This is a genomic window from Amycolatopsis cihanbeyliensis, assembly GCF_006715045.1.
Lineage (GTDB): Bacteria > Actinomycetota > Actinomycetes > Mycobacteriales > Pseudonocardiaceae > Amycolatopsis > Amycolatopsis cihanbeyliensis.
The window spans coordinates 880,683-905,483 of sequence record NZ_VFML01000002.1 but is presented as its reverse complement, the minus strand read 5'-3'; the positions used below and the strand labels follow the sequence as shown (position 1 = coordinate 905,483).

General features: G+C 71.7%; 24 protein-coding genes. 10 read left to right on the top strand and 14 right to left on the bottom strand.

All coding sequences use genetic code 11. The features are described from left to right. Positions 1-10: 10 nt before the first annotated feature. From FB471_RS32750 to FB471_RS32740, 3 genes are all read left to right on the top strand, one after another. Complete coding sequence (locus tag FB471_RS32750) at positions 11-970, top strand: electron transfer flavoprotein subunit alpha/FixB family protein (RefSeq protein WP_142003678.1); 960 nt, start codon at positions 11-13, stop codon at positions 968-970. Positions 971-1,112: 142 nt separating this feature from the next. Further along, entirely contained in the window at positions 1,113-1,895 is a 783-nt protein-coding gene (locus FB471_RS32745; protein WP_142003677.1) for a GNAT family N-acetyltransferase, read from the top strand. A 14-nt stretch (positions 1,896-1,909) separates the two neighbouring features. Beyond that, positions 1,910-2,794 carry a lysophospholipid acyltransferase family protein gene (locus FB471_RS32740; protein WP_142003976.1) on the top strand — a complete coding sequence of 295 codons (885 nt, stop codon included), beginning with the start codon at positions 1,910-1,912 and terminating at the stop codon, positions 2,792-2,794. A gap of 12 nt (positions 2,795-2,806) precedes the next feature. Here the strand turns inward: FB471_RS32740 and FB471_RS32735 are convergent, their stop codons facing one another. The 9 genes from FB471_RS32735 to FB471_RS32695 form a co-directional block, all read right to left on the bottom strand. Beyond that, a complete protein-coding gene (locus FB471_RS32735; RefSeq protein WP_246076836.1) occupies positions 2,807-4,879 on the bottom strand; it encodes a M6 family metalloprotease domain-containing protein in 2,073 nt (690 codons plus the stop codon). A gap of 120 nt (positions 4,880-4,999) precedes the next feature. Continuing rightward, entirely contained in the window at positions 5,000-6,124 is a 1,125-nt protein-coding gene (locus FB471_RS32730; protein ID WP_142003676.1) for an acyl-CoA dehydrogenase family protein, read from the bottom strand. Positions 6,125-6,349: 225 nt separating this feature from the next. Continuing rightward, positions 6,350-6,763, bottom strand: coding sequence for a RidA family protein (locus tag FB471_RS32725; protein WP_142003675.1), 414 nt, complete (start codon positions 6,761-6,763; stop codon positions 6,350-6,352). Next, positions 6,748-7,575: an enoyl-CoA hydratase family protein gene (locus tag FB471_RS32720; protein WP_142003674.1), complete on the bottom strand. Its 828-nt coding sequence runs from the start codon at positions 7,573-7,575 to the stop codon at positions 6,748-6,750. The genes FB471_RS32725 and FB471_RS32720 overlap by 16 nt, the downstream gene beginning before the upstream one ends. Beyond that, positions 7,572-8,267 (bottom strand): SDR family NAD(P)-dependent oxidoreductase, encoded by a 696-nt coding sequence (locus tag FB471_RS32715; RefSeq protein WP_142003673.1) that lies wholly within the window; start codon positions 8,265-8,267, stop codon positions 7,572-7,574. Before FB471_RS32715 ends, FB471_RS32720 begins: the two co-directional genes overlap by 4 nt. Beyond that, complete coding sequence (locus tag FB471_RS32710; protein WP_142003672.1) at positions 8,264-9,796, bottom strand: benzoate-CoA ligase family protein; 1,533 nt, start codon at positions 9,794-9,796, stop codon at positions 8,264-8,266. The genes FB471_RS32715 and FB471_RS32710 overlap by 4 nt, the downstream gene beginning before the upstream one ends. 170 nt (positions 9,797-9,966) lie before the next feature. Beyond that, positions 9,967-10,728 (bottom strand): creatininase family protein, encoded by a 762-nt coding sequence (locus FB471_RS32705; protein WP_142003671.1) that lies wholly within the window; start codon positions 10,726-10,728, stop codon positions 9,967-9,969. Beyond that, positions 10,725-12,830, bottom strand: a complete 2,106-nt coding sequence (locus FB471_RS32700; protein WP_142003670.1) for an oxidoreductase — start codon at positions 12,828-12,830, stop codon at positions 10,725-10,727. Before FB471_RS32700 ends, FB471_RS32705 begins: the two co-directional genes overlap by 4 nt. Before the next feature lie 166 nt (positions 12,831-12,996). Next, positions 12,997-13,800: an LLM class flavin-dependent oxidoreductase gene (locus tag FB471_RS32695; protein WP_142003669.1), complete on the bottom strand. Its 804-nt coding sequence runs from the start codon at positions 13,798-13,800 to the stop codon at positions 12,997-12,999. Positions 13,801-13,863: 63 nt separating this feature from the next. On the opposite strand from FB471_RS32695, the gene FB471_RS32690 reads away from it, so the two are divergent. Genes FB471_RS32690 through FB471_RS32675 form a run of 4 tightly spaced genes read left to right on the top strand, consistent with a single transcriptional unit; the run spans position 13,864 to position 16,813 of the window. Further along, positions 13,864-14,667, top strand: a complete 804-nt coding sequence (locus FB471_RS32690; RefSeq protein ID WP_246076879.1) for a PaaX family transcriptional regulator — start codon at positions 13,864-13,866, stop codon at positions 14,665-14,667. Between the two features lie 6 nt (positions 14,668-14,673). Beyond that, complete coding sequence (locus FB471_RS32685; RefSeq protein WP_142003668.1) at positions 14,674-14,856, top strand: hypothetical protein; 183 nt, start codon at positions 14,674-14,676, stop codon at positions 14,854-14,856. Then, on the top strand, positions 14,853-15,632 hold the full coding sequence (locus FB471_RS32680; RefSeq protein WP_142003667.1) for a tryptophan 2,3-dioxygenase: 780 nt from the start codon (positions 14,853-14,855) through the stop codon (positions 15,630-15,632). Before FB471_RS32685 ends, FB471_RS32680 begins: the two co-directional genes overlap by 4 nt. Then, a complete protein-coding gene (locus FB471_RS32675; protein ID WP_211358305.1) occupies positions 15,629-16,813 on the top strand; it encodes an aminotransferase class V-fold PLP-dependent enzyme in 1,185 nt (394 codons plus the stop codon). Before FB471_RS32680 ends, FB471_RS32675 begins: the two co-directional genes overlap by 4 nt. Here the strand turns inward: FB471_RS32675 and FB471_RS32670 are convergent. Continuing rightward, the gene (locus FB471_RS32670) at positions 16,753-17,610 is read right to left on the bottom strand and encodes an alpha/beta fold hydrolase (RefSeq protein ID WP_246076835.1); all 858 of its coding nucleotides are present in this window, start codon (positions 17,608-17,610) and stop codon (positions 16,753-16,755) included. The two genes, FB471_RS32675 and FB471_RS32670, sit on opposite strands and share 61 nt — an antisense overlap. A 103-nt stretch (positions 17,611-17,713) precedes the next feature. Between FB471_RS32670 and FB471_RS32665 the strand changes: the two genes are divergently transcribed. After that, positions 17,714-19,093 carry an APC family permease gene (locus FB471_RS32665; protein WP_142003666.1) on the top strand — a complete coding sequence of 460 codons (1,380 nt, stop codon included), beginning with the start codon at positions 17,714-17,716 and terminating at the stop codon, positions 19,091-19,093. 102 nt (positions 19,094-19,195) lie between these two features. On the opposite strand, the gene FB471_RS32660 is transcribed toward FB471_RS32665, so the two are convergent. Together FB471_RS32660 and FB471_RS32655 are read right to left on the bottom strand one after the other, a co-directional pair. Further along, entirely contained in the window at positions 19,196-19,459 is a 264-nt protein-coding gene (locus FB471_RS32660; protein WP_142003665.1) for a hypothetical protein, read from the bottom strand. 279 nt (positions 19,460-19,738) lie between these two features. After that, the gene (locus FB471_RS32655) at positions 19,739-20,722 is read right to left on the bottom strand and encodes a LysR family transcriptional regulator (protein WP_142003664.1); all 984 of its coding nucleotides are present in this window, start codon (positions 20,720-20,722) and stop codon (positions 19,739-19,741) included. A gap of 25 nt (positions 20,723-20,747) precedes the next feature. Between FB471_RS32655 and FB471_RS32650 the strand changes: the two genes are divergently transcribed. Continuing rightward, positions 20,748-21,020: a hypothetical protein gene (locus FB471_RS32650; protein ID WP_142003663.1), complete on the top strand. Its 273-nt coding sequence runs from the start codon at positions 20,748-20,750 to the stop codon at positions 21,018-21,020. 353 nt (positions 21,021-21,373) lie between these two features. After that, entirely contained in the window at positions 21,374-22,450 is a 1,077-nt protein-coding gene (locus FB471_RS32645; protein WP_142003662.1) for a Glu/Leu/Phe/Val dehydrogenase dimerization domain-containing protein, read from the top strand. A gap of 14 nt (positions 22,451-22,464) precedes the next feature. Here the strand turns inward: FB471_RS32645 and FB471_RS32640 are convergent, their stop codons facing one another. Both FB471_RS32640 and FB471_RS32635 read right to left on the bottom strand, forming a co-directional pair. Beyond that, entirely contained in the window at positions 22,465-22,656 is a 192-nt protein-coding gene (locus FB471_RS32640; protein ID WP_142003661.1) for a DUF5302 domain-containing protein, read from the bottom strand. Between the two features lie 76 nt (positions 22,657-22,732). After that, positions 22,733-24,712, bottom strand: coding sequence for a VanW family protein (locus FB471_RS32635; RefSeq protein WP_246076834.1), 1,980 nt, complete (start codon positions 24,710-24,712; stop codon positions 22,733-22,735). Positions 24,713-24,801: the final 89 nt, after the last annotated feature.

Below are 24,801 nucleotides of genomic sequence, written 5' to 3'. Positions count from 1 at the left end.
GAAGAAACGTATGGCTGAGGTACTGGTTCTCGTCGACCATGTCGACGGCGAGGTCAAGAAGGTCACCTACGAACTGCTGACCGCGGCACGGGCGCTCGGCGAGGCGGCCGCCGTGGTGGTGGGCACCGCCGGTACGGCCGGCAAGGTCAAGGAGGCGCTGGCGTCCTACGGGGCGGCGAAGGTGTACGTGGCCGAGTCCGAGGACGCCACGGGTTACCTGGTCACGCCGAAGGTCGACGCGCTGGCCGCCGCGGCGGCGAAGGCATCCCCGGCCGCCGTGCTGGTGCCGGCGACCGCGGAGGGCAAGGAGGTGTCCGCGCGGCTGGCCGCCCGGCTGGAGGCGGGGCTGCTGGTGGACGTGGTCGACGTGCACGCCGACGGCACCGTCGACCAGTCCGTCTTCGGCGGCGCGTACTCGGTGAAGTCCAAGTCCGCCAAGGGCGCGCCGGTGATCTCCGTGCGCCCGGGCAGCGTGGACGCCGAGCAGGCCGAGGGCGCGGCCGCGGAGGAGCCGCTGGACGTGCCCGCGGTGGACCCGGCCAAGTCCGCCAAGATCACCGGTGTCGAGCCGGTCGTCGGCGGGGACCGGCCGGAGCTGACCGAGGCGTCGATCGTCGTCTCCGGTGGCCGTGGCGTCGGTTCGGCCGAGCAGTTCGACGTGGTGGAGAAGCTCGCCGACTCGCTCGGCGCGGCCGTCGGCGCTTCCCGTGCCGCGGTGGACTCCGGGTACTACCCGGCGCAGTTCCAGGTGGGGCAGACCGGTAAGACGGTCTCGCCGCAGCTCTACGTGGCGCTCGGGATCTCCGGCGCCATCCAGCACCGCGCCGGTATGCAGACCTCGAAGACGATCGTCGCGGTGAACAAGGACCCGGAGGCGCCGATCTTCGAGGTCGCCGACTTCGGGGTGGTCGGCGACCTGTTCAAGGTGGCTCCCCAACTCACCGAGGAAGTCACCAAGCGCAAGGGCTGACCACCCGGACCGCGGTGAGTGCCCCGTTCCCGCGAACCGGGCACTCACCGCGGAGGGCCGAACCGGGTGTTAACGGACTGTGCATCGAGCGGTCATGGGATGGCACTCCTCGTGGTCCGTCGGTGCCGGGTACACCTAGGGCATGACGCGGTCCGAGGTGCTCGTCAGCACTGATCAGACGGGTGTGGAACTACCGGCGGGTGCGCCCCGGTACTCCCTGCTCGTCGCGCACGACAACGCCGAGGTTCTCGCCGCGCAGCGGCTTCGGTACCAGGTCTTCGCCGAGGAGATGGGGGCGAGCCTGCACTCGCCGGAGCCCGGCCTGGACGTGGACGAGTTCGACGAGTTCTGCGACCACCTCGTCGTGCGGGACGACGGCAGCGGCGAGATCGTCGGAACCTACCGGATGCTGCCACCCGAGCGGGCGGCCAGGGCGGGCAGGCTCTACGCCGAGACCGAGTTCGACCTGACCGCGCTGGCCCGGTTGCGCGGTTCGCTGGTGGAGACCGGTCGGTCCTGCGTGCACGCCGCGCACCGTAGCGGCGCGGCGGTCAGCCTGGTGTGGGCCGGCATCGCCCGGTACATGTTGCTGTCCGGGCACCGCTACCTCGCCGGCTGCGCCTCGGTGCCGCTCGCCGACGGTGGCGGCTACGCGGCCGGGGTCTGGGACACCGTCCTGCGCAGGCACTACGGCGCGGAGCACGAGCGGGTCGTGCCGCTCGATCCCTGGCGGGCGGACGGGATCGAACGTCCGCGGCGCGCCGTGCTGCCCCCGCTGCTGAAGGGGTACCTCCGGCTCGGCGCGGTGGTCTGCGGTCCGCCCGCGCACGACCCGGACTTCGGCGTCGCCGACTTCTTCATGCTGCTGGATCTCCACCGGGTCGACTCCCGCTATCTCACGTACTTCCTCGGGGCGCAGGCGTGAGCACACACGCCTGGATGCCGGTATCGCCCTGCGGGTCCGCCTGCCTGACCACCGGCGCCCCCACGGTCGCCTTCCCGCGCAGGGTGCTGCGGTTGCTGGCCGCCGCCGGTGTGGTGCTGGGGGCGTTGCCGCTGGCCCCCGTGCTGTTCCTGCTCGGACCCGCGGCACGGCGGCGGTCGGTGCGGACGCTGTTCCGCGGTGTGCTGCGTGCCTTCGGGATCAGGCTGGTGGTACACGGCGGGGACGACCTGCGCGACCTTCCGGAAGGCCGCGGCGCGCTGGTGGTCAACAACCACATCTCCTGGCTGGACATCATCGCGATCAACACGCTGCGCCCGATGCGCGCGCTGGCGAAGCGGGAGATCGCGGGCTGGCCGGTGCTCGGTGGGCTGGTCTCCCGCGCGGGCAGCATCTTCCTCGACCGGGAACGGTTGCGCACCCTCCCCGGCACGATCAGCGAGCTGGCCGAGGCGCTGCGCTCCGGGTCGCTGGTGAGCGTGACCCCGGAGGGCACGACCTGGTGCGGGCGCGGATCCGGCCGGTTCACCACCGCCACCTTCCAGGCGGCCATCGAGGGCGGCGTCCCGGTACGCCCGCTCGCGCTGCGCTACCGGCTCGCCGACGGCAGGGAGACCACGCAGCCGTCCTTCATCGGCCCCGAGTCGCTGGTCGAGTCGCTGCGCCGGGTGGCCCGGCTGCGCGGCCTGGTGCTGGAGCTGTTCGTCTGCCCGGAGATCGCGCCGGGCAAGGCCGCCGACCGCGCGGAGCTGGCCGTACTGGCCGAGTCCGCGGTGCATTCCGCCCTCGGCATCGCCCGGATCCCCGCCCAGAACCGCCGCCACCCTGCCGCTCCGAGTGCCGGTTCCCCGCGGAAGATGCAGGGAACCGGTCACTCGTAGGATGGCGGCGGGTTACCGCCAGGGGAAGGTGTCCAGAATGGACAGGCGGCAGGTGGAGCGGGCGACCACGCTGTTGTCGCTCTCCGAGCGGGCCTCGAGGCGGACGGTCGCCCACGGGGAACCGGCAGGGTCGCGGACCGCGTGCACCGGAACACTCACCGTCGAGCCGGCCTCGGCGTCCACCACCTCGCTCGGCAGGGTGGCGCTCCAGCCGCGCCCGGACACCGAGGCGGACAGCCGGTAGACGTCCGAGGAGACGTACGGGGTGACGTCCTCGGGTTGCTCACCGCCGACCGGCCGCACCGTGCCGGTGTTGGCGAGCGGGAACCGGCAGGTGGCCACCCGCGCGGGCACCTTGCCGACCGGGCGACCGGACCGCAGTGCGACATCGCGGGTGTGCGGCCCCGAACCGTCCAGCGAGCGCACCGCCAGCCGGTAGCTGAGTACCCCGGTGTCGTCGCGCTGGACGTCCAGGATGTAGAAGTGCAGCCGGTTGGCCTCGTCCACGTACTCGAACTCGCTGCCGGAGCGGGTTCCCGCGTGGAAAAGGGCGTCGGAAAGCTGCCGGTAGTCACCGATGGTCATGTACTGCTTGGTCCCGTCCGGCCGCACGAAATCCACCGTGCGGATGTCCTGCGGGTTGGCGTCCACGGTCCACACGAACGGCGCCCGGTCCTGGTCCTTGGTCTTGGCCAGCATCACCCCGGCGTCCGGCACGAAGGAGTCATAGCCCATCCGGTCGATGACCTCGAGCGTGTAGTTGTCGAAGTCCCCGCCGTCGCACAACGGATCCTCGCCGGGGTCACAGGCCGGGCCGCGGTCGGCTTCCATCGCCACGTTCACCCCGACCAGGCCGTCCCTCCCCTCGACGCCCATCGGGACCGAGCGGGCGGTCACCGTGATCACCGCGACACCCGAGGACTTCAGTGCCTCCCTGGACAGTCGCAGCACGTGTTCCTCGCCGACCGCGTCCAGCCGGAGCTTGTCCCGCAACGTCTGGTGCACGCCGACCGAACCGCCCTGCGTCGCCGGCACGTGATACCGGGTGTGCGGGCCGCCGGGCCCGTTGAACGAGCCGCGGCTCATCATGCTCCACGGCCCGGTGTAGCTGCGCCGCGGCGGGTCACCGAACGGGTTGTTGTAGTTGTCCCCGATGCTCAGCACGTGGCTGAGCTCGTGCGAGAAGGTGCCGAGCCCCGAGCTCTCGGCCTGCGTGGTGCTCCGGCCACGCGCGTTCGGCCAGTGGTTGGCCGCGGCGCCCCATGAGGTCCACGGCACGTACCGGGTGGTGGAGCACTTGGGCAGAGCGGGATCCGGCGGTCCGAACTCCGCGGGGATCGACTCGCAGTCGGCGAAGCGCATCTCGCCGAACTCCTGCCAGGTCGAGGACTCGTCGTTGCCCGCGGTCAGCACGAAGACCACGTCGTAGTCCTCGGCGACGTCCTCGCCGTGCTCGGCCCTCCACGGTGCGAACACGTCGGCGCGCAGGTCACGGCCGCAGTCGTCGCCGGAGGGGCAGTTCTCCTGCTGGTTCCACTCGTTCAGCCCGTACTCGTGCTTCTTACCGGGCAGCCGGTAGGCGCCGAAGGAGTCCAGCGTGACGCCGTAGCGCCCGTTCGAGGTCTCCATCCAGTAGCCGTGCATGGTCAGCCGGTGGTTCAGCGGCTGCGGTTGGTTCAGGAAGTCGCGGTAGAACCCGGCGACGTTCTCCCGCGGCACGCCCACGTTCATCCGCGGGTTGCCGAAGATGTCGCTGCCGGTCGGCCTGGTCACGGCGAAATCCACGTCCTGGTAGTCGGCCAGTACCAGCGCGGCGCGGAAGGTGCGTTCGGTGGGCTCGCGGTTGGGGTCCGACCAGTCGACACCCGGCACCGGACGCAGGTCCTGCCAGGTCATGTCGTCGGGATTCTCCCAACGTTGCGGATCGATCGGCGCCACGACCTGCTCCGGGGAGGGCCAGTGGGGGTTCGCCTGCGCGGCGGCCGGTTGCGCCACCTGCACACCCAGCGTGGCGACCACGGCCGTGGCGACGGTGAGCGCGGAAAGGGACGCACGTCTGCTGCGACGTGTTGCGGAGAACGGCACTGCGGATCACACCCTTGGGGACGGGGAGAAAGTCGGGGATCACCCGCAGTGCAGCGTATTGCGCTCGGAAGATGTTGATCAACGGCCGAAAGTCGGTAACCGGCGGTACCGGAACGGGCGTCAGGACCGGAACAGGTCCCGCGCGATGATCTCCCGCTGGATCTCCGATGCGCCCTCGTAGATCCGCGGCGCCCGCACCTCCCGGTACAGGTGTTCCAGCAGGTGCCCCTGCTCCAGCGCCCGCGCGCCGTGCACCTGGATCGCCACATCCACGGCCTGCTGCGCGGCCTCGGTGGCGAACACCTTCGCCATCGCGGCCGCGGAGGCCACGTCCGCGGTGCCCGAGTCGTAGGCCTCGGCCGCCGAATGCACCAGCAGGCGGGCCGCCTTCAGCCGCGTGGCCACATCGGCGAGCTGGTGCGAGACGGCCTGGAACTCGCGCAGTGCCTTGCCGAACGCCTCCCGGGTGCGGGTGTGCGCCACGGCGGCGTCCAGCGCGGCCTGCCCCATGCCCACGGCGAACGCGCCCACGCTCGGCCGGAACAGGTTCAGCGTCCTGCGCGCGACCCGCATCCCGTCGTCCACCTGCCCGAGCACGTGCTCGGCGGGCACGAAGACCTCGTCGAAGGTCAGCCTGCCGATCGGGTGCGGCGCCAGCATGGCGAGCCGCTCGCCGTTGAGTCCCTTCGCCGAGGCGGGAACGGCGAAGGCGGTGATTCCCTTGGTGCCCGCACCGGGCGTGGTGCGGGCGAACACCGAGTACACATCGGCGTCCGGCGCGTTGGAGATATAGACCTTCTCGCCGGTGAGCCGGAAACCGTCCCCGTCGCGGGTGGCGGCCAGCGCGAGGGAACCGAGGTCGGAACCCGCCTCCGGTTCGGTGATCGCGAACCCTGCCACGGCGCTGCCATCGGCCACCTGGGGCAACCAGGCGTCCGCGAGCTTGGTGCTGCCCGCGGACAGGATCGGGTAGCTGCCGAGACCCTGCAGCGCCAGCGCCGTCTCGGCCTCCGTGCAGTACCTGGCCAGCCCCTCCCTGAGCAGGCACAGATCCATCGCGGACACCGCGCCGTAGCCGTCGTCCTCCCGCCGGAACAGCCGGGAGAGCAGGCCGTGCTCGCCCAGCCCGGCGAGCAGGGGCCGGTTCACCGCGCCCGGTTCGGCGGTCCCGGCCAATGGCTGCAGCTTGCGCGCGACGCGTTCGGTGTCCTCGAGCAGCTCCCGGTGTTCGGCGGAAAGGGTCAAAACGACACCTCTCTTCTCTCAGCTCTTCTCTCAGCGCGTTCGCGGACGCCCTGTGTCCTACTCCGCGGTCGGTTATTCAGGTCTGCAATGCGCATCACCAGTGCGGTGAGCTGCAACGACCTCCCGCCCGTCGCCCACCACCACCCACCCGGTGGCGCTGCGCGCCGCGGTGACCATGGGCCTGGCGGCCCGCGGTCGCCGGGTCGTTCTGAACAATCCTCCCTGTCACGTGATGACCGCCGTGCCGACCAGCTCGAGCTTCGCGTCCGGGTCGAACAACTCGGCAACCCCGAGCAGTGCGACGGCGGGGTAGTGGCGGCCGAAATGCTTGCGGTACAACGGGCCAAGGTCGCGCAGTGCGGCACGGTAGGCCGGCACATCGGTTACGTACACGATCAGCGAGACCAGGTGTTGCGGCCCGCCACCTGCTGCACGTAGCGCTATCACCACATTACCCGCTGCTATGTCAAATTGCTCGGAAATTGTCGAACCCGATATCTCCCCGTTCATGTCCTGTGCGGTCTGCCCGCCCAGGTACACCGTCCGGCCGGGCGCCGCGACCACCGCGTGCGCGTAACCCACGGGTTTGGCCAGTTCCGCTGCCGTGACCACCCGGTGCGGGGTCACCTCCCCGTCCATCGTGCCCCCCTGCCCTCGGACCACGCACGGTAGAACTCGCGGTGGTCCTCGCCGGTCATCAGCAACGCCTGGGTCATCGCCTCGAGCTCGATCGAGGCGCCGAGATCCATGTCCAGTTCCCTGGTGAGCAGCACCTTGGTCGCCGAGTAGGCGCCCGCGGGGCCGTCGGCGAGCCTCCTGGCCAGCGCCCGCACCGCGCCGGGCAGCTCGGCGTCGGGGACCACGCTGGTGGCCAGCCCGATCCGCTCGGCCCGCTCGGCATCCAGCTTGTCCCCGAGCATCAGCAACTCGGTGGCCCTGCCGAGGCCGACCAACCGGGGCAGCAGGTAGGCCGAGCCCATATCGGCGCCGGCCAGACCGACCTTGGTGAACAGGAAGGCGAACGCGGCGGAACGGGCCAGCAACCGGAAGTCACTGGCCAGCGCGAGCACCGCGCCCGCGCCCGCGGCGATCCCGTGCACCGCGGCGATTACCGGCAGCGGCGACTCCCGCAGCGCCTTCACCACCGCCCCGGTCATCCGGGTGAACTCCAGCAGTTCGGCGGTCTTCATCCCCTGCAACTCGCCGATGATCTCCTCGACGTCCCCGCCCGAGCAGAACCCGCGGCCCTGCCCGGCCAGCACCAGCACGCGCACGTCGTCCCGGTGCGGCAGCTCCGCGAGCAGGTCCCGTAGGTCGGCGTAGGCCTCGAAGGTCAGCGCGTTCAGCTTGTCCGGCCTGCACAGCGTCACCGTGGCCACCCCGTCCTCGACGGCAAGGTCGATATGCCGCCAGTTCCCGGTGAACCCGGCCGACGCCCGAAATGGGCTCATCCCGGTAAACCTCCTCCGTCGAGCACGATGGTCTGGCCGTTGATCGCGGCCGCCCGTGGCGCCGCGAGGAAGGTGACGGCGAAGGCGACCTCGTCCGGTTCCAGCAGCCTGCCCAGCGGGGCGGCCGCCGCCAGTGACGCCTCGGCGTCCGCGAGGCCCCGCCCGGTGGTCTCGGCGATCCGCGCGACCGATCCCTCGGTCATCTCGGTGCGCACGAAGGCAGGGCAGACCGCGTTCGCGGTCACCCCGGTGCCGGCCACCTCGGCCGCGACCGCGCGCATCAGCCCCACCGCGGCGTGCTTGGACGCGGTGTAACCGGAGGCGTACCGGTACCCGGTGTGGCCCGCGGTGGAGGCCACGGTCACGATCCGCCCGGTGTCCCGCTCGCGCATACCCGGCAGCACGGCACGGGTGCACAGGAACGCCCCGGCGGCGTTCACCTCCCACTGCCGCCGCCAGTCCGCGAGGGTGCTGCGGGCCAGCGGAGCGCTGGTGGCCACCCCGGCGTTGTTCACCAGCACGTCCACCCGGTCCAGCCCGGCGAAGAAGGCGGTCACCGCGGCCTCGTCGGTGACGTCGCAGTCGGCACTGCCGGGGGCCAGCACCTCGTCACCGGCGTCGGCGAACCGCCGCGCCACCGCGGCGCCGATACCCCGCGTCCCGCCGGTGACCACCACGACCCTGCCCGTCATGCGGTCTCCTCGGCACGCAGGGCGCGGCGGTCGAGCTTGCCGTTGGCGGTGCGGGGGAGCGCTTCGAGGAAGCGGAACTCCCGCGGGCACTTGTGTCCGGCCAGCCGCGCCCGCGCGAACTCCCGCAGCTCCTCGGTGGCCGTGGTCGCACCCGCGCGCAGCACCACATGCGCCCTCGGCCGGATCAGCCCGCCATCCGGGTGGCCGAGCACGGCGCAGTCCAGCACGTCCGGATGGCCGAGCAGGCAGTGCTCGATCTCGCTCGGCGCCACGAAGACCCCGCCCACCTTCAGCAGCTCGTCCGCCCTGCCCCGGTAGGTGAAGAACCCCTCGACGTCCTGGCTGAACAGGTCGGCGGTGCGCACGGTGTGCTCGCCGAAGGTGCTCGCCGACTTCTCCGGCGCGTCCCAGTACCCGCCGGCCACACTCGGCCCACCCACCTCGAGCGTGCCGATCTCGCCCCGCGGCAGCTCGGCCCCGGCCTCGTCGAGTACCCGCGCGGTGTAGCCGGGTACCGGCCTGCCCACGCTGCCGTGCCGGATCTCGCCGGGGCGGTTGGAGAGGTAGATGTGGTAGGCCTCGGAGGACCCGATCCCGTCCACCACCTCGACCCCGAAGGTGTCGTCCCAGCTGCGGTGCAACGCCTCGGGCAGGGCCTCACCGGCCGAGGTGGCCAGCCGCAGCGAGCTCAGGTCCGCCTCCGCGGCGGCCGGGTGGGCGACCATCGCGCTCATCATGGTCGGCACGTTCACCAGTACCGTCGGCCGGTGCCGCTCGATCAGCTCGAACAGCAGCTCCGCCGTGCTGCGCTCGGGGAAGGCGATCCCGGTACCGCCGACGCCGAACGGGAACAGCGCGACCAGGTCCCGGGCGTAGCCGAAGAACAGCTTCGGCACCGCGAGCACCCGGTCACTCGCCCGCAGCCCGAGCACACCGAGAGCGTAGTTCCGGAAACTGGCCAGCGGGTTGCCCGCGGGGTGCACGCAGGCCTTCGGGGAGCCGGTGCTGCCGGTGGTGAACTTCCAGATCGCCACCTCGTCGGCGGCCACCGGTACCGGGTCGAGCTCCGCCGGCGCCCGCTCCATCAAAGTCCACAGCGGACTTTCATCCGGTCGTAGCTCGGCATCCGGAACGCCGGTCACCAGTACCCGGGCCCTGGCGCCGCCCGCCAGCGCCTGCCGCACCGGTTCCAGGGTCGTCGCGTCCACGATGACCGCGGCCGGGTCGGTGTAGTCGAGGTAGTAGGCGTAGTCCTTGGCCGTGAGGAAGGTGTACACCTCGGCGGTCACCGCGCCGATCCGTTGCGCGCCGTACCAGGCGGCGACGAACTCGACACCGTCGCTCAGCGCCAGCAGCACCCGGTGTCCCTTGTGCACACCGAGCGAGCCGAGCACGTGGCCCGCCCGTGCCGAGAGGGCGACCAGCTCGGCATAGCTGACCGACCGATCGCCGCAGACCAGAGCGGTGTCCGCGCCCCTCCCGTCGGCGAGGTTGCGGTCGAGGAAGTACGCGGCGAGGTTGGAGTCCATGTTCAGTGCCTGTTTCCCAACGCGCGACACGATCGGCTCGGCAGGGCTCGGACTTCGGTCATGACCGTCACCTCCGCAGGTGGTGCGCCCGGCCTCGCCACTCGTGGGCTGTCGCCGCGCGCGTTCTTTCGCTCGCCTCGGGCAGCTCCGTCCAGTTCGGAGCAGGTCGCTCAAGCCTCCTTCGCCAGTTCGCGGATGGCCTCGGTGAGCATGGTGGTGAGTACGTCGAAGGTCGCGGCGCCCTCCGCGCCGGTGGCCTCGGCGGGGGAGCCGCAGTACGCCTGGGTCATCCCGAGTGCGGGGAAGTCCTGCTTGCCCTCGGCCATCGCGGCAGGCATATCGACGGCGACCCGGGGGAGCGCGCGCATCCGCGCCGTGTCCACCAGCTCGGGGCGCTCGGCCAGCACCAGCGAGGTCTCGTACCGGCCCGCGTGGCACTCGCCGGCCTGGAACTCCGCGGTGAGCCGTTCGGCGTGCTGCCGCCGCACCAGGTCCAGGTAGCCGATCCGCTTGCCGCACCGGGACTCCACCGTGCGCACGGCGCGGCCCAGGGTGGCCCGGTGCTCCGGCTCGAAGTGGTTGTTCACCAGCAGTACCCTGGGCAGTCCCTGGTCGGCCAGCTGCCGGCAGACGTCCACGACCAGCCTGTGCAGGGTCTCCTCGCTCACCCCGATCACCCCGGGAAACCGGGCGGCGTACCGGGTGACCCCGTAGGCCAGCGCGGGCAGGATCAGCACCCGCACCTCGGCGTCGCCCTGGAACCGCGCGGCGGCGCGTTCGCACATGCCGGTCGAGATGATGGCGTCCGTGCCGAGCGGTGCGTGCGGCCCGTGCGGCTCGACAGCGCCGATCGGCAGCAGCAGCACCGGTATTCGGCTGCCGGTGCGCAGGGCCTCCACCTGCGGGCAGGTGAGATCGGCGAAGTGGATCACGCTGCCTCCCCGTTCGAGGTCGTGCTGAGCTCCAGGACGCACACATCGGCCCGGCCCGCGGCGAGCACCGTGTTCGCCTCATCGGTCGTGGTCAGGTGCCCGCCGACCATGGTGGCCACCTCGGCCTCGCTGCGCACGCGGTCGGCGAACGCGGTGAGGAAACCGCGCCGGTACACCGGGCGTGACTCGGCCACCGTCTGCCCGGCCTCCACGTGAATCAGCGTGGCCCCCGCCCGTGCCATGGCACGGGCCAGTTCGACCCCCTCGTCCAGGGACAGCCCGCGCGGCGCCCAGTCGGTGACGCTCAGGCGCACCACGACCGGCCTGCCGTCGGCCGCCGCGCGGACGTCCGCCAGTACCTCCAGCGGCAACCGCAGCCTGCCCTCGACGCTCCCGCCGTAGCCGTCCGTGCGGTGGTTGGCCAGCGGGGACAGGAAGCTCGCCAGCAGCCCACCGTGCGCGCAGTCCAGCTCCAGCAGGTCGAACCCGGCCCGCACGGCGGCCGCCGCCGCGCCGGCGAAGGCGTCCCGGACTCGGGCCGTGTCCTCGGCGTCCATGGCCTTCGGCGTGGCACTGCCCGGGCCGTACGGCAGCGCCGACGCGGACAGCAGCGGCCATGCCTGGTCCGCGGGCAGCGGGAGGTCCACCCCGAACCGGGCCTGCCGGACCGCTCCCCGCCTGCCCGCGTGGCCGAGCCGTATTCCCGCCAGCGCACCGGCCTCGTGCGCGCGCCCGACCGCGGCCTCCCAGGCCGTGGTGTCGCCGTCCAGTACCGGGCAGTCCGGCGCCGTGCGGCCGTCCGCGCACACCGCGACCAGTTCGGTCAGCACCAGCCCGGGGCCGCCGCGGGCGCGTTCGGCCAGCTCCTCGGGACCGGCGGCGGTGCACACCACCCGGTTCGGCAGCACGGTGTCGCCGAGCCGCAGCGGCACCAGCATCGGGGGCGGGCCGAAAAGCCGGGCCCCGCCCCCGGCGAACCAGGCGTCCACGGCGCGCACGAAGTCCGGGTCCCGCTGGGCGAGGTTGCCGTGGCTGATCCGCCCGCTGCGGGTGAGCAGGTTCATCGCGAACTGCGGCGGGTCCAGCCGGGCATGCCTGCCCACCCGGGTGAAGTAGTCCGCGCTGTCCGCGGCGGCCTGCTGGAAGCGGTCCACCACGGGCCGCCGCTCCTGCTCGTAGTCGGCCAGCGCGGGCTGGATCGCCGCCGGGGTGTTGCCGTGCCGGACGAAGGCGTTCGCCAGCGCGATCGCGTCCTCCATCGCCAGCTTGGTACCCGAGCCGATGGTGAAGTGCGCGGTGTGCGCGGCATCCCCGAGCAGCACCACGTTCTTCGCCTGCCAGCTACGGTTGCGCACCAGCGGGAAGTCCAGCCACACCGACTTGTTCGACAGCAGCCGGTGCCCGGCGAGATCGGCGGCGAACAGCCGCTCGCAGAACTCGACGCTCTCCCGCTCGCTCGCCTCGGGCAGCCCCGCGGCCTGCCAGGTGTCCGCGGGCGTCTCCACGATGAAGGTGCTGGTGTGCTCGTCGAACGGGTAGGCATGCACCTGGATCATGCCGTGCTCGGTGTCGGCGAAGGCGAACCGGAAGGCGTCGAAGACCCGGTCGGTGCCGTACCAGATGTACTTGCCGCCCTGTGGCCGTACCGTGCTGCCGAAATCCCAGGTGCGGCGGGCGATGCTGTGCACCCCGTCCGCGGCCACCAGCAGGTCGGACTCGGCGGCGAGCGCGGCCGGGTCCGCCACCTCCACGCCGAAGCGCAGCTCGACCCCGAGCTCGGCGCAGCGGCGTTGCAGGATGTTCAGCAACCGCTTGCGCGCGATCGCGGAGAACCCGTGGCCCCGGCAACGTCGCAGCTCGCCGCGATAGGAGATGTCGATGGCGTCCCAGCGGGCGAAGGTGTCGGTGATCTCGAGGAAGCTGGGGTAGTCGGCGTCGCGCAGCGCGCCGAGGGTCTCCTCGGAGAGCACCACGCCCCAGCCGAAGGTCGCGTCCGGCGGGTTGCGCTCGAGGACGGTGACCTCGTGCCCGGCGCGCGCCTTCTTCAGCAGTATCCCCAGATACAGCCCGGAAGGCCCGGCGCCGAGCACGGACACCTTCATCTCTCCTCCGCGCTCTCGCGCGCGACCGCGACCGTGTCGACGGGGCGCGGCTCGCCACCCGGCGCATGTCCATGACGCCATGCGCCCCGCCGCCCCGATAGCGGGGCCTTCGGCCGGGGGCGCGCTCTGCGGTTAGCTTGGCGGCCGCGGCTCGGCATGAAGGTACTCATATCGCGAGCGCCTCCGCCAGCCGGTCGACCTCGGCAGGGTCGGGCACGGTGGGCAACAGCACCAGCTCGTCGCAGCCCGCCTCGCGATAGCCGCGCACGAAGTCCCGCACGGCGCGGGCGCTGGTGAGGTTCGCGGCGGCGATCCGCTCGGCGAACGGCCCGGTGAAGGCGTAGTAGTCCCGCAGGTAGTCGCCGCCCCGCTCGGGATCGCCGAGCGCGAAGTAGCCCTGCCCCCACAGGCGCGGCCGGCCCGGACGGCCGTGGTCCCGCCAGGCGGCCCTCGCCCTGGTCGCGGCCGAGGCGAACGCCCGTGGCGGGCCGCCACCGTGCGCGTACCCGTCGGCGTAGCGGGCCATCCTGGCCAGTGCGGCACCGCTCGCCCCGCCCACGAGCAGCTCCATCGCACGCTCGTCGCCGCGCAGGTGTGCCAGCTGCGCGGACAGCGTCTCGCCACGGGTGCGGTGGTCGGCGCCCGCCGCCTCGTAGTCGTCCCGCCGGGCGCCCACGGCCAGGCCGAGGGTGAGCCTGCCGCCGGAGATCGTGTGCACCGAGTCGGCCTGCTTGGCCAGCAACGCGGCGCCCCGCAGCGGGCCGATCGCGATCATCGTCGCCAGCCTGACCCGCTCGGTGACCGCGGCCGCCGCGGCCAGTGCGGTGAAGGGATCGAGGCTGTCGTAGACCAGCCGGTCGAGGACGGCCAGCGAGGAGAACGGGCCCGCGTCGGCCCGGCGCGCCCACTCGAGCAGGAGCGTGCCGCCGGTGCCCGGTGTCGTGTTCGGTAGTCCGATCCCGACCTTCACCCGGATCAAATTACACCTCACTCCGGTGATGTGTATAGAGTTGGGAGTGTGCGTGGTGAGGTCATGGTCGAGCAGGCGCCACAGGAGCTGGTGATGACCCTGCTCGGCAGCTACCTGCGGCCGCGGCGGCACCGGTCGGTGTGGGCGGGCGGCCTGGTGGCGTTGCTGGCCGAACTCGGTTTCTCCGCGGGTGCGGCGCGAGTGGCGCTGACCAGAATGGCCCAGCGGGACCTGCTGGAACGTCATCGCGACGGCAGGCAGGTGCACTACACCCCTTCCGGGCGCACGCTGGCCATCCTCGCCGATGGCGACGAGCGCATCTTCTCCTTCGGGCGGCGGCGATCCGCGGACGAACCGTGGACCCTGCTGTGGCACAGCGTTCCGGAGGATCGCAAGCTGGCCAGGGCCCGCCTGGTGCGCCGGTTGCGTTTCCTCGGTTTCGGCCCGGTCGGCGACGGCACCTGGCTGGCGCCGCACGACCGGGAGCGGGAGGTGGCCGAGCTGCTGGCGGAGCTGGAAGTGCGCCCACATGCCGGGCTGATGGTGGGCAGGCCGCCCGCGCCGGTGGACGTGCGGGTGTTCGCGGCCCGCGCCTGGGACCTGGAGGCACTGGCCGAGCGCTACGCCGCGTTCGTCGCGGAGTTCGAGCGGTACCAGAACGTCCGGTTGGACGACGCCACCGCGTTCGCCGTGCGGACCAGGCTGGTGCACGCGTTCCGCCGGTTTCCGATGCTCGACCCCGAACTGCCCGAGGCACTGGTGCCACCGCCCCGCCGGCGGGCCGACGCGGTGGCGCTGTTCCAGGATCTCTACCCGGCGCTCGCCGAGGCCGCCGGGCGACACTTCGACGAGGTGGTCACCCCGTGAACGACCGTGAGGACGACGACGAGCGAGCATCGCAGGTCCGGCCCGCGGGCCGAGGAGCGCGGGGAGGAGGAGCCGAGCGTGGTGGCGCTGAGGACGACGACGAGCGAGCATCGCAGGTCCGGCCCGCGGGCCGAGGAGCGCGGGGAGGAGGAGCCGAGCGTGGCGGCGCCGACGACGGGCGAGCCATGAACGACAGCCCCGCGCTGACCTACACGTCCTACCTCGCGCTGGACGAGGTGCTGGGGGCACAGCGGCCGCGTTCGGACGAGCACGACGAGATGCTGTTCATCGTCATCCACCAGGTGTACGAGCTGTGGTTCAAGCAGATCCTGCACGAGCTGGGTTACGTGCAGGACCGGTTGGCCGCAGGGGACACCGCGCATGCCTCCCGCGGCCTGCGCAGGGTGCTCACCGTGCTGAAGGTGGTGGTGGCGCAGATCGATGTGCTGGAGACCATGACGCCGAGCCAGTTCGCCGGGTTCCGGGCCAGGCTGGACGCGGCGAGTGGCTTCGAGTCCGCGCAGTTCCGGGAGCTGGAGGCCGTGCTCGGCAGGCGGGACGAGCAGGTGTTCCGGCACTACCCGGAGGGCAGCGAGGCCAGGCGGCGGATCGCGGACGCGATGTCGCGGCCCTCGCTGTGCGACTCGTTCCGTGCGTACCTGCGGGTGTGTGGCTACCCGGTCCTCGAGCGGTCCGACGTCCGGCAACCGGTGCAGCCCTCCGCGGAGTTGCAGGCGACCCTGCTGCGGGTGTACGCGGACGATGCCGGGCCCGCGTTGCTCTGCGAGCAGCTGGTGGACCTGGACGAGGGCATGCAGGAGTGGCGGTACCGGCACGTGCAGATGGTGCGGCGCACGATCGGGGACAAGGCGGGAACCGGTGGCTCATCCGGCGCGGCCTACCTGCGTACTACGCTGTTCACGCCCGCTTTTCCTGACCTGTGGGCGGTACGGAGCAAGCTGTGAACCTGGATTCGTTGCGCCGCACGCCGAACGCGCTCGCCGCGGAGTACTCGCGGTTCCGGGTCGGTGAGCGCCTGCTGCTGACCGGGCACTCGCACCAGGCGTGGCCGGACGTCGCGCGCGAGGGTCAGCTGGCCGCGTTCGAGGACGCCGCGCGGGATGTGGACGCGAAGTGGGAGGCGGCCTCCCGGATGGCCGAGGAGGTGCGCGTCGGCGTGCGGGCGTTGCTCGCCGATGACGGGGATATCGCACTCGGGGTCAACACGCATGAGCTGCTGGTCCGCTTTTTGTCCAGTGTGGACATTCGGAGGCGGCCGCGGTTGGTGACCACGGACGGGGAGTTCCACTCCGCGCGCCGGCAGCTTGCCAGGCTCGCGGAGGAAGGCATCGAGGTGGTCCGGGTACCCGCGGCACCGGCAGGCACGCTCGCCGAGCGCCTCGCCGCCGTGGTGGACGACCGCACGGCCGCGGTACTGGTGTCGGCGGTGCTGTTCGAGACCGCGCGGATCGTGCCGGGCCTGGACGCGGTGGCGGCGGCCTGCCGGTCGCGCGGGGCCGAGCTGGTGGTCGACGCCTACCACGCGCTCGGCGTGTTCCCGCTACCGCTGCGGGAGCTCGGGCTCGGTGACGCCTGGGTGCTCGGTGGCGGGTACAAGTACCTGCAGCTGGGCGAGGGCAACTGCTTCCTGCGGCTTCCCCCGCACGCCGCCGGCCTGCGCCCGGTGGTCACCGGCTGGTTCGCCGAGTTCGGCACGCTGGCCGAGGAGCCCGACCCGGACCGGGTGGTCTACGCGCGGGGTGGGGACCGGTTCGCCGGCGCGACCTATGACCCGACCAGCCACTACCGGGCGGCGCGGGTCCTGCGGTTCCGCGCCGAGCGGGGGCTCACCCCGGAGTTCCTGCGCACGGTGACGCAGCACCAGCTCGGCCTGCTCGCCGACCGCTTCGACCGGCTGGACCTGCCGGAGTCGGTGATCACCAGGGACCGCGGCGTGCCGCTCACCGAGTTCGCCGGCTTCCTGGCCCTGCGCTGCCGGGACGCGGCGGGGTTGCGCCAGGCACTCGCCGAGCGCGGTGTCTCCACCGACAGCCGCGGCGAGTACCTCCGCCTCGGCCCCGCCCCCTACCTTTCCGACGCCCAACTCGAGTCCGCCATCGCCGCACTGGCCACCTGCTGTGCGTGACCCGTTCCGCGCGTTTCGCGGGGAACGGGTCGCCACTCACGGCAGGCGGTCCAGCAGGGGGAGGAGGGCCACGGGGGCCTCGACGTGGGCGTTGTGGCCGATACCGGGAGTGCCTCGAACTCCGTGTCGAGCGCGCGCAGGTGCTCCTCGGGGCACATCGGGTCGTGCTCGCCCGCTGCGAGCAGGGTCGTGGCGCGGCAGGCGGCGAGCAGGCCGGGCAGGTCGGGGGCGCCGACGCCGAACGCCGCCGGGTCCATGGTCGGCCGCCAGCCCTCACCGACCCGCTCGATGCTCGGCTCCAGCGCGGGGGAGTCGGGCTGCCACAGCCCGGTGAGTCCGGCGACCTTGAGCGCCCGCTCGGCGGCCTCGTGGCGGGAGGGGAAGATCCGGTTCGGTTTCCGCGCCAGGCCTGCCGCACTGGACAGCTCCTCTTCCGACCAGCGGATCTTGACGCCGAGCGCGCACACCCCGGCCACCGGGACGCCGAACCAGCCACTGGCGAGGGCCAGCCCGAGCACGCCGCCGAGGGAGTGCCCGAGCACCACCAGCTCGCGGTCGGTGGGTAGCGCCCCGGCCACCTCGGCGGCCAGCCGCCCGAAGGAGTAGCGCGGCACCGGTGCCGAGCGGCCGTGACCCGGCAGGTCGGGGACGAGCCAGCCACCCGGCCACCGGCCGGGCAGTCCTTCGGTGAGGTCGTTCCACACCTCCCCGGTGGCGCCCAGCCCGTGCAGCAGCACCAGCAACGGTCCCGTGTCCCGGCCACCTCGCCGTAGGTACATCCGCGCATCGGCATCCACGCCGGCGATCCTGCCACACCGGGCCCGGTGGAAACGGATCTTGACGGGCCTCGGCACCGCCGCGGAAGCTCTGCTGATCACCGGTCCGCGAAAGGGGGCAGCGATGGCGCAGCACGAGGGATTCACCCGGGTGCTCGGCAGGCTCGACGTCCTCGCGATCGCCTTCGGCGCGATGATCGGGTTCGGCTGGATCGTGCTGACCGGCGAGTTCCTCGACGAGGCCGGCGGCCTCGGCTCCGCGCTGGCCTTCGTCGCCGGTGGGCTGGTCGTCGGCCTGGTCGGGCTGACCTACGCCGAGCTGGTCTCCGCCATGCCGCACGCAGGTGGGGAACACAACTACGTGTTGCGTGCGCTCGGCACCCGGCCGGCGTTCATCACCTCGTGGACCCTGGTCCTCGGCTACGTCTCGGTGGTCGCCTTCGAGGCGGTCGCCCTTCCGCAGACCGTGCTCTACCTGGTCCCGGACCTGCCTGCCGGCAAGCTGTGGTCGGTTGCCGGCTACGACGTCTACGCCACCTGGGCGGCGGTGGGGATAGCCGCCGCGCTGGTGGTCACCGCGCTGAACTATGTCGGCGTCCGCCCTGCGGCGGTGTTCCAGACGGCCGCGGTGCTCTTCCTGGTGGTGGTGGGCGTGCTGCTGGCCACCGGGTCCTTCCTCGGCGGATCGGTGGCGAACCTGGAACCGTTGTTCGCCGACGGCGCCGCCGGCGTGCTGGTCGTGCTGGTCGCCACGCCGTTCCTGTTCGTCGGCTTCGATGTCATCCCGCAATCGGCAGGCGAGATCAACCTGCCGCCGCGCCGGATCGGCAGGCTGCTCGTGGTCTCGGTGGCCCTCGCGACCACCTGGTACGTGCTGATCATGCTCACCGTCGGCTCCGGACTCGGCCGGTCGGAGGCGGGCGGTGCGGAGTTGCCCACAGCCGAGGCGATGGCGGCGTTGTGGGGCAGCGAGGCGATGGGCACGGTGCTCGTGGTCGGCGGGATCACCGGCATCCTCACCAGCTGGAACGGCTTCCTGCTCGGCGCGAGCCGGCTGGTCTTCGCGATGGCCGACTCCGGGATGCTGCCGAGGTGGTTCGCCAAGGTGCATCCGCGGTTCGGCACGCCGTCCAACGCCGTGCTGTTCATCGGTTCGCTCTCCGTGCTCGCGCCGCTGTTCGGCAGGCAGATGCTGGTGTGGCTGGTGGACGCGGGAAGCCTCAGCATCGTCGTGGCCTACCTGCTGGTCGCGGTGACGTTCCTGGTGCTGCGCCGCAGGGAACCGGGGCTGTCGCGGCCCTTCCGGCTGCGGCACGGCCGGACGGTCGGCACCCTCGCCGCGGTGCTCAGCCTCGGCACGGCGGTGCTGTTCCTGCCCGGCATGCCCGCGGCGCTGACCTGGCCCGCCGAATGGCTCATCGTCGGGCTCTGGTGGGCGGCCGGGATCGTACTGCTGCTGCGCCTGCCCCGCGGTCGCCCGGAGGGGGAGCTCACCGGTCGTTGAGCCCGGCGAGCCGCTTGGACCGGGGGACGATGGTGGGGTTGGTTGGGCCCGACGGTTCAGCGGTATCTCGTCGGGCCCAACCAAGCTGAGGGGCCGGGGCGGTCAGGCCGCCTGCCGCGCGGCGGTGAGCACGGCGGAACCGGCTTCGGTGAGCACGGCGGGGACCAGGGACGCCGCCGCCTCCGGCCAGGGGGCGGGTGCGATGAGGCCGTCGTGGACGAGCAGGTGTGCGGTGAACTGGTCGCAGCAGGCCATGCCGTCGACGAACAGGTCGGGTTCGCTTCCTCGGGTGAGCTGGACTCGTCCCGCCGCGACGGCGCGCAGGATCGCGAGTGTCCGTGCGGTGGGCTCGTATGTTGTGGACATTGTTGTGTTCCTCGTGCAGGGTCCCCCCGGCCTCGTTACCGGAGGCGGAAATCCCGATGGCGGTGATCTTGCACGACGGTAAAGGGACATGGTCATCCCAACCGGTCATAACACCGGTGGGCCCACGGCGGACGCCCCTCGCTGTGGTCGTCGCCGGTCGACTTCAGCTCGCGTTCCGGAGAGGGAGGCTGCCGACTCGTTCCCGTTCCGGCAGCAGGTGATCGATGGCCGTGCGCGTGGGATCGCCGGTTCGCGTGGCGGGCTCAGCCGGCCGGGTCATCACAGCGGTGGGCGTTCGTTGCCGTAGTGCTCGGTCCACCAGCGCTGGTAGCTGGGGTTGCGGTCGATCAGCTGGAGGTAGGCTTCGGCCGCGGCCCTGCGCAGCAGTTCGGGCCCGACCGGGCAGTCCTGCGACCAGGCCAGCTCCAGCCGTACCGCCAGCGGGTCGCCCGCCAGCGGGCGGACCACGATGCCCCTGCCCTCCTGGGAGGTCGCCTGCGCGAGGCTGATGCACTGGCCGCTGCTCAGGAATCCCCGCGCGGTGCCGACGTCGTTCACCTCGTGTGCGATGAGCGGTTCGAACCCGGCCTCGCGGCAGGCGGTGCGCAGGTAGGCGGCCCCGCCGAGGTCCTCCTGCGGGTCGACGACCCACTGCTCGCCCGCCAGCTCGGCCAGCTCGACGACCTGCTTGCCGGCCAGCGGGTGCCGCTCGGCGAGCGCCACGAACACCGGCTCGACCGGGACGACCACGGCGTGTTTGATGCCCTCCGGCAGCGGGAGCTCGTGCCCGAGTGTCTGCCCGATCAGCGCCGCGTCCAGCCTGCCGGCATGCACCAGCGCCAGCAGCGTGGCCATCGAGGAGTCGGTGTGCGCGTGCACGTCGAGTGAGGGCTGGGCCGGTTTCCTGCGTTCGTCGTACAGCTCGGCGATCCGGGGCAACACGACCGGCAACAGCGGCCCCGGCAGCGCGCCGAGGCGCAGCTCGGCCGCCCGGTCTTCGTCGGAGGGGCCCTGCTGGATGCGGAGATCGGCCATCTCGGTGAGCACCGCGCGGGCTTTGGCGAGCACGGTTCGGCCGAACGCGGTCGGCGCGATGCCGTTGCGCGAGCGCTCGAACAAGGGCGAGCCCATGGCCTGCTCGATCCGCCGTAGCTGCGCGGTGAGCGACGGTTGGGAGACACCGAGAATCGGTGCCGCCTTCGTGATGCTCCCGTGGTCGGCGATCGTGGTCAGGACCTTGAGATGTCGGATCTCCAGTTCCATAGTGCCTATCCTATGACCAACTGGGATGACCACGGAGCCGGTGGATCACGCACTGTTCGACAAACCGCGTCGGGGGAACCGCGGTTGGCAGGCACAGCAGGAGGGCGCACTGGTGGGAACCCGGATTCACGCCACGCCGGGGGAGGGGTGGCGGCATCGGGACCGGCGGGGTGATGCGGGCGCGGCGCACCACCCCGCCGAACCGCAGCCGATCCCGTCGCCGGCCCCGTGCCGGGGCACCCGGCCGCCGGCCACCGCGGAGCCGGACGCCGCCGAGGTAAGGAACGAGTTCGGCTAGCTGTTTCGCCCGTGCCTGGGGCCGCCGTCGAAGGAGCCCGGTCAGCGCGCCGCGCTGCGCACCGTCCCCCGCGTGCAGCGTGTGACGTCCCCGAACACTCGCGCACCGGGTGCCGAGTCGCGGAGAAGGCGGAGGCCTTCCGCGCGCCGGCGGCCCCGGCTCATCATCGTCGCTTGTTCCCCTCCCTCATGTCGGTCCACCCGGACGTGGCGCTCGCGCCTCGCTGGGCCTAGGTTTTGAGGCAGCGGCGGAGCACGTCGGGAACGATCTTCCTCGGCGCCGCCGGGCGGAAACCATTGGCCGGGCGCGTGCCACAAGCCGCGTGTCCGGGGCTGACAAAGGAGTCACCAACCGTGACCGACGGAGTATTCGGCCGTAACAGCGGCCATGAGCAGGTCGTGTTCTGTCATGACGCCTCGTCTGGGCTGAAGGCGATCATCGCGGTGTACTCGACCGCGCTGGGTCCCTCGCTCGGCGGAACCCGCTTCTATCCCTATGCCTCGGAAAGCGAGGCGCTGGACGACGTGCTGGCGCTGTCCAAGGGGATGGCCTACAAGAACTCACTGGCCGGGCTGGACCTCGGCGGTGGCAAGGCCGTGATCATCGGCGACCCCGCGGTGGACAAGTCCGAGGCGCTGCTGCGCGCCTACGGCCGGTTCGTGCAGTCGCTCGGTGGCCGTTACATCACCGCCTGCGATGTCGGAACCTTCGTGCGGGACATGGACGTGGTCGGGAAGGAATGCCGATTCGTCACCGGCCGCTCGCCGGACTCCGGAGGCGCGGGTGACTCCTCGGTACTCACCGCGTTCGGCGTGTTCCAGGGAATGCGGGCCTCGGCCGAACACACCTGGGGCAGCCCGGAACTGCGGGGGCGCACGGTCGGCGTGGCCGGGGTCGGCAAGGTCGGGCACATCCTCGTCGGTCACCTGATCGAGGCCGGGGCGCGGGCGGTGATCTGCGATGTGTCCGAACGGGCCGTCGAGCGCACGGTGGCCGCGCATCCCGAGGTCGAGGTGCTGGAGGACGCGAACGAGCTGATCAGGTCGGATATCGACATCTACGCCCCGTGCGCGCTGGGCGGTGCGCTGAACGACGACACGGTGGAGAAGCTGCGCGCCAGGGTCGTGTGCGGTGCGGCCAACAACCAGCTGGCCCATCCCGGCGTGGAGAAGCGACTGGACGACAGGGGGATCCTGTTCGCCCCGGACTACCTGGTCAACTCGGGCGGGGTGGTGCAGGTCAGCGACGAGCTGCACGGATTCGACTTCGAGCGGGCCCGGCGCAAGGTCACCTCCGTGTACGACACCACGAAGAAGGTGTTCGCGCTGGCCGACGCCGAAGGGGTGCCCCCGGCAACCGCCGCGGACCGGCTTGCCGAGCGGCGGATGCTGGAGGTCCCCCGGCTCAGATCCATTCTCACCCCGGCGTAGCTACCGGGGCGGGGTCAGCCGCTCTTGCGGCGGAAGGTGCGCTTGCCGCCGGCCGGGCCGTGCGTCTGAGTGATCTTGGGTACCAGGTCCTCGTGCGCGGCCCCGGCCTTGGCACGCTGCTGCTTGCGCTCGAGCGCCTCGCGGAACTGGCGCTTCACATCGCCCTCCGGCTCGGTGTTCTCCTGCGCTGGGGTGGTGTCCGGCATACGAACCTCCGAGCTCGGGACGGCTGGTTACCGGTTCAGCCTGGCAGGAGATCCGGATGCCGGCTACTCCATTTCCCTAGTCACCCTTGTCGCAGACGATCTTGTCCCGGGCGTCGTACTTGACGGTCCGTGGCTCCTTGCGCACCACCTGGCCGCTGGAGGCGTCCCGCAGGATGCGGGTGTCGGTGACGCTGAAGCCGACGGCACCGCCGCTGGGCTGGCAGTTGTCCGCGGAGACGTGCTCGGTGCCCGGCTGCACGAAGTTGGTGCGGTCCCCGGTGACGGACTCCACGTCGTACCGCTTCGTGCCCCACAACTTCACCGTGATGCTGGAGGGGGTCCAGACCGTCTGGATCGCCACCCCGGTCTTGCTGTCGTTCTTGAAGCTGAGGTCGATCACGCTGCTGCCGTCCGGATTCTGGAACACGGTCGCCTCGCGCCCCGCCGGGTAGCGGCTGATGTAGTAGCTGTGCTCCCGGTGCGCGACGTCCCTCATCCCGGCGAAGTAGTACGCGTTGTACAACGTGGTGGCGAACTGCGAGATGCCGCCGCCGACCGCGCGTCCCGGCTGGCCGTTCTCGATGATCCCGGCTTCGACGTAGCCCTGCGGCTTGCCCCGCGGCCCGGTGTGGCCGTTCAGGCTGAAGGTGTCGCCAGGCTTGACGATGGCGCCGTTGACCTCCTGCGCCACCACCTTGATGTTGACCCCGGAGTCGGAGGCGAAGCCGGTGGTGGTGAACTCACCGATCACCTCCTTGATCCCGAGTTTCTCGGCCTCCTCCGTGGTGATCTTGGCCGGCTTGTCCTCGTACTGCGCGACGATCTCCCGGCTGTCCGTGCGCTTGAGCACATCCAGCAGCGGGGCGAGGGTCTTGTCCCATTTGATTCCCCTGCCGTGCTGGGACGGCTCCACCGTCGGCTTGCCGCCGGTGAACACGATCTCGGCGTCCTTGCCCTCCTGCTCGGTGGATTCGAGCTCGGGCCCTACCCCCTCGACGATCTTCTCCTGGTTGATCTTCGGGGTGAGCGTGCCGCCGTCGCCGGGCTCGAAGCTCAGCCCCGCCGCGATCTCCTCGGGTTCCAGCGTGCCGTCCTCGCCGTCACCGCGAACCAGCACCGGGCCGGACACGGCGGGTTTGGCGACCTGCTCCAGTGCGACCCGCACGGCATCGGCCGAGGTCTGCACCGGGGTGATGTCGACGGGCAGCTCGAGCTGGTCACCCGAGGCCCAGTGCGCCAGCACCGCCTGCTTGGCGGCCTCGACAACGAGCTGCTGCCCCTGCTTGGGTTCGACAGGGACCGGGGTGGCGCCCTCGAACTTGATGGTGCCCTCGACCGGCTCGTGGTCGATCTTCTCCTGGAGGTCACCCATGGCGGTCTCCAGCTGGTTCGGCTCGGCGCTGGTCACCACCCCGATCTCCTCCGTGCTGAAGAAGGAGAGGAACCGGGTGACCGGGTTGAGCGGCTGGTCACCGGCCTGCTCCAGGGTGGCGCCCCAGTCCAGGCTCAGCCCGGCCGCCTTCGGATCGAGACTGGCCTGCACGTCCCCGGCCGCGTACTGCACCGGTTGGGTCAGCCGCGGCTCGATCTCGTCGCGCAGCTTCTGCTCGGCCTCCTGCTCGCTCATCCCGCCGACGTCGACCCCGGCGACGGTGACGCCGCGCGGCACGCTGCCCTGGCTGACCAGCAGGTCGACTCCGTAGATCAGGACCAGCGCGCCCAGCGCGGCCCCGGCGATGAGCGTGCCTCTGCGCCGGTACCACTTCTTGCTCGGACCGTCCGCGGGAGCGGGGTCCGGTGGCTGCTGGGGCGGCACGGGGGGCTGCGGAGGTGCCATCGCGCCCTGCGGGTGCGGCGACTGAGCCTGCGGGCGCTCGATGAACTGCGTCTGCTCCGCCTGCGGCGGGGGTACGCGCAGCTCGTCGGTGACACCGGCCGTGTCATCCGTGCCGTGCACACCACCGGCGCCACTGGCGTCGTCAAGGCGCCCCGAGACGACCGGGATGAACTCGGTCTGTTCGGCGTCCGACTGCGGCCACTGTCGATCTTGTGGCAAGACAACCCCTCCACGTGCGATGGCGGTGAGCCCCTGGGCTCCCGTCGTCAAGATACGGCCTGGCCCGGCAGTGCCGACGACCAGCCCGA

Bases quoted from the DNA above. Each gene is read 5' to 3' on its own strand.
- FB471_RS32655 (WP_142003664.1), bottom strand. From the start codon at position 20,722: ATGGAACTGGAGATCCGACATCTCAAGGTCCTGACCACGATCGCCGAC.
- FB471_RS32740 (WP_142003976.1), top strand. From the start codon at position 1,910: ATGCCGGTATCGCCCTGCGGGTCCGCCTGCCTGACCACCGGCGCCCCC.
- FB471_RS32715 (WP_142003673.1), bottom strand. From the start codon at position 8,267: ATGACGGGCAGGGTCGTGGTGGTCACCGGCGGGACGCGGGGTATCGGC.
- FB471_RS32720 (WP_142003674.1), bottom strand. From the start codon at position 7,575: ATGAGCCCATTTCGGGCGTCGGCCGGGTTCACCGGGAACTGGCGGCAT.
- FB471_RS32665 (WP_142003666.1), top strand. From the start codon at position 17,714: ATGGCGCAGCACGAGGGATTCACCCGGGTGCTCGGCAGGCTCGACGTC.
- FB471_RS32660 (WP_142003665.1), bottom strand. From the start codon at position 19,459: ATGTCCACAACATACGAGCCCACCGCACGGACACTCGCGATCCTGCGC.
- FB471_RS32640 (WP_142003661.1), bottom strand. From the start codon at position 22,656: ATGCCGGACACCACCCCAGCGCAGGAGAACACCGAGCCGGAGGGCGAT.
- FB471_RS32700 (WP_142003670.1), bottom strand. From the start codon at position 12,830: ATGAAGGTGTCCGTGCTCGGCGCCGGGCCTTCCGGGCTGTATCTGGGG.
- FB471_RS32690 (WP_246076879.1), top strand. From the start codon at position 13,864: ATGGTCGAGCAGGCGCCACAGGAGCTGGTGATGACCCTGCTCGGCAGC.
- FB471_RS32750 (WP_142003678.1), top strand. From the start codon at position 11: ATGGCTGAGGTACTGGTTCTCGTCGACCATGTCGACGGCGAGGTCAAG.
- FB471_RS32710 (WP_142003672.1), bottom strand. From the start codon at position 9,796: ATGGACTCCAACCTCGCCGCGTACTTCCTCGACCGCAACCTCGCCGAC.
- FB471_RS32725 (WP_142003675.1), bottom strand. From the start codon at position 6,763: ATGGACGGGGAGGTGACCCCGCACCGGGTGGTCACGGCAGCGGAACTG.
- FB471_RS32680 (WP_142003667.1), top strand. From the start codon at position 14,853: ATGAACGACAGCCCCGCGCTGACCTACACGTCCTACCTCGCGCTGGAC.
- FB471_RS32745 (WP_142003677.1), top strand. From the start codon at position 1,113: ATGACGCGGTCCGAGGTGCTCGTCAGCACTGATCAGACGGGTGTGGAA.
- FB471_RS32650 (WP_142003663.1), top strand. From the start codon at position 20,748: ATGACCACGGAGCCGGTGGATCACGCACTGTTCGACAAACCGCGTCGG.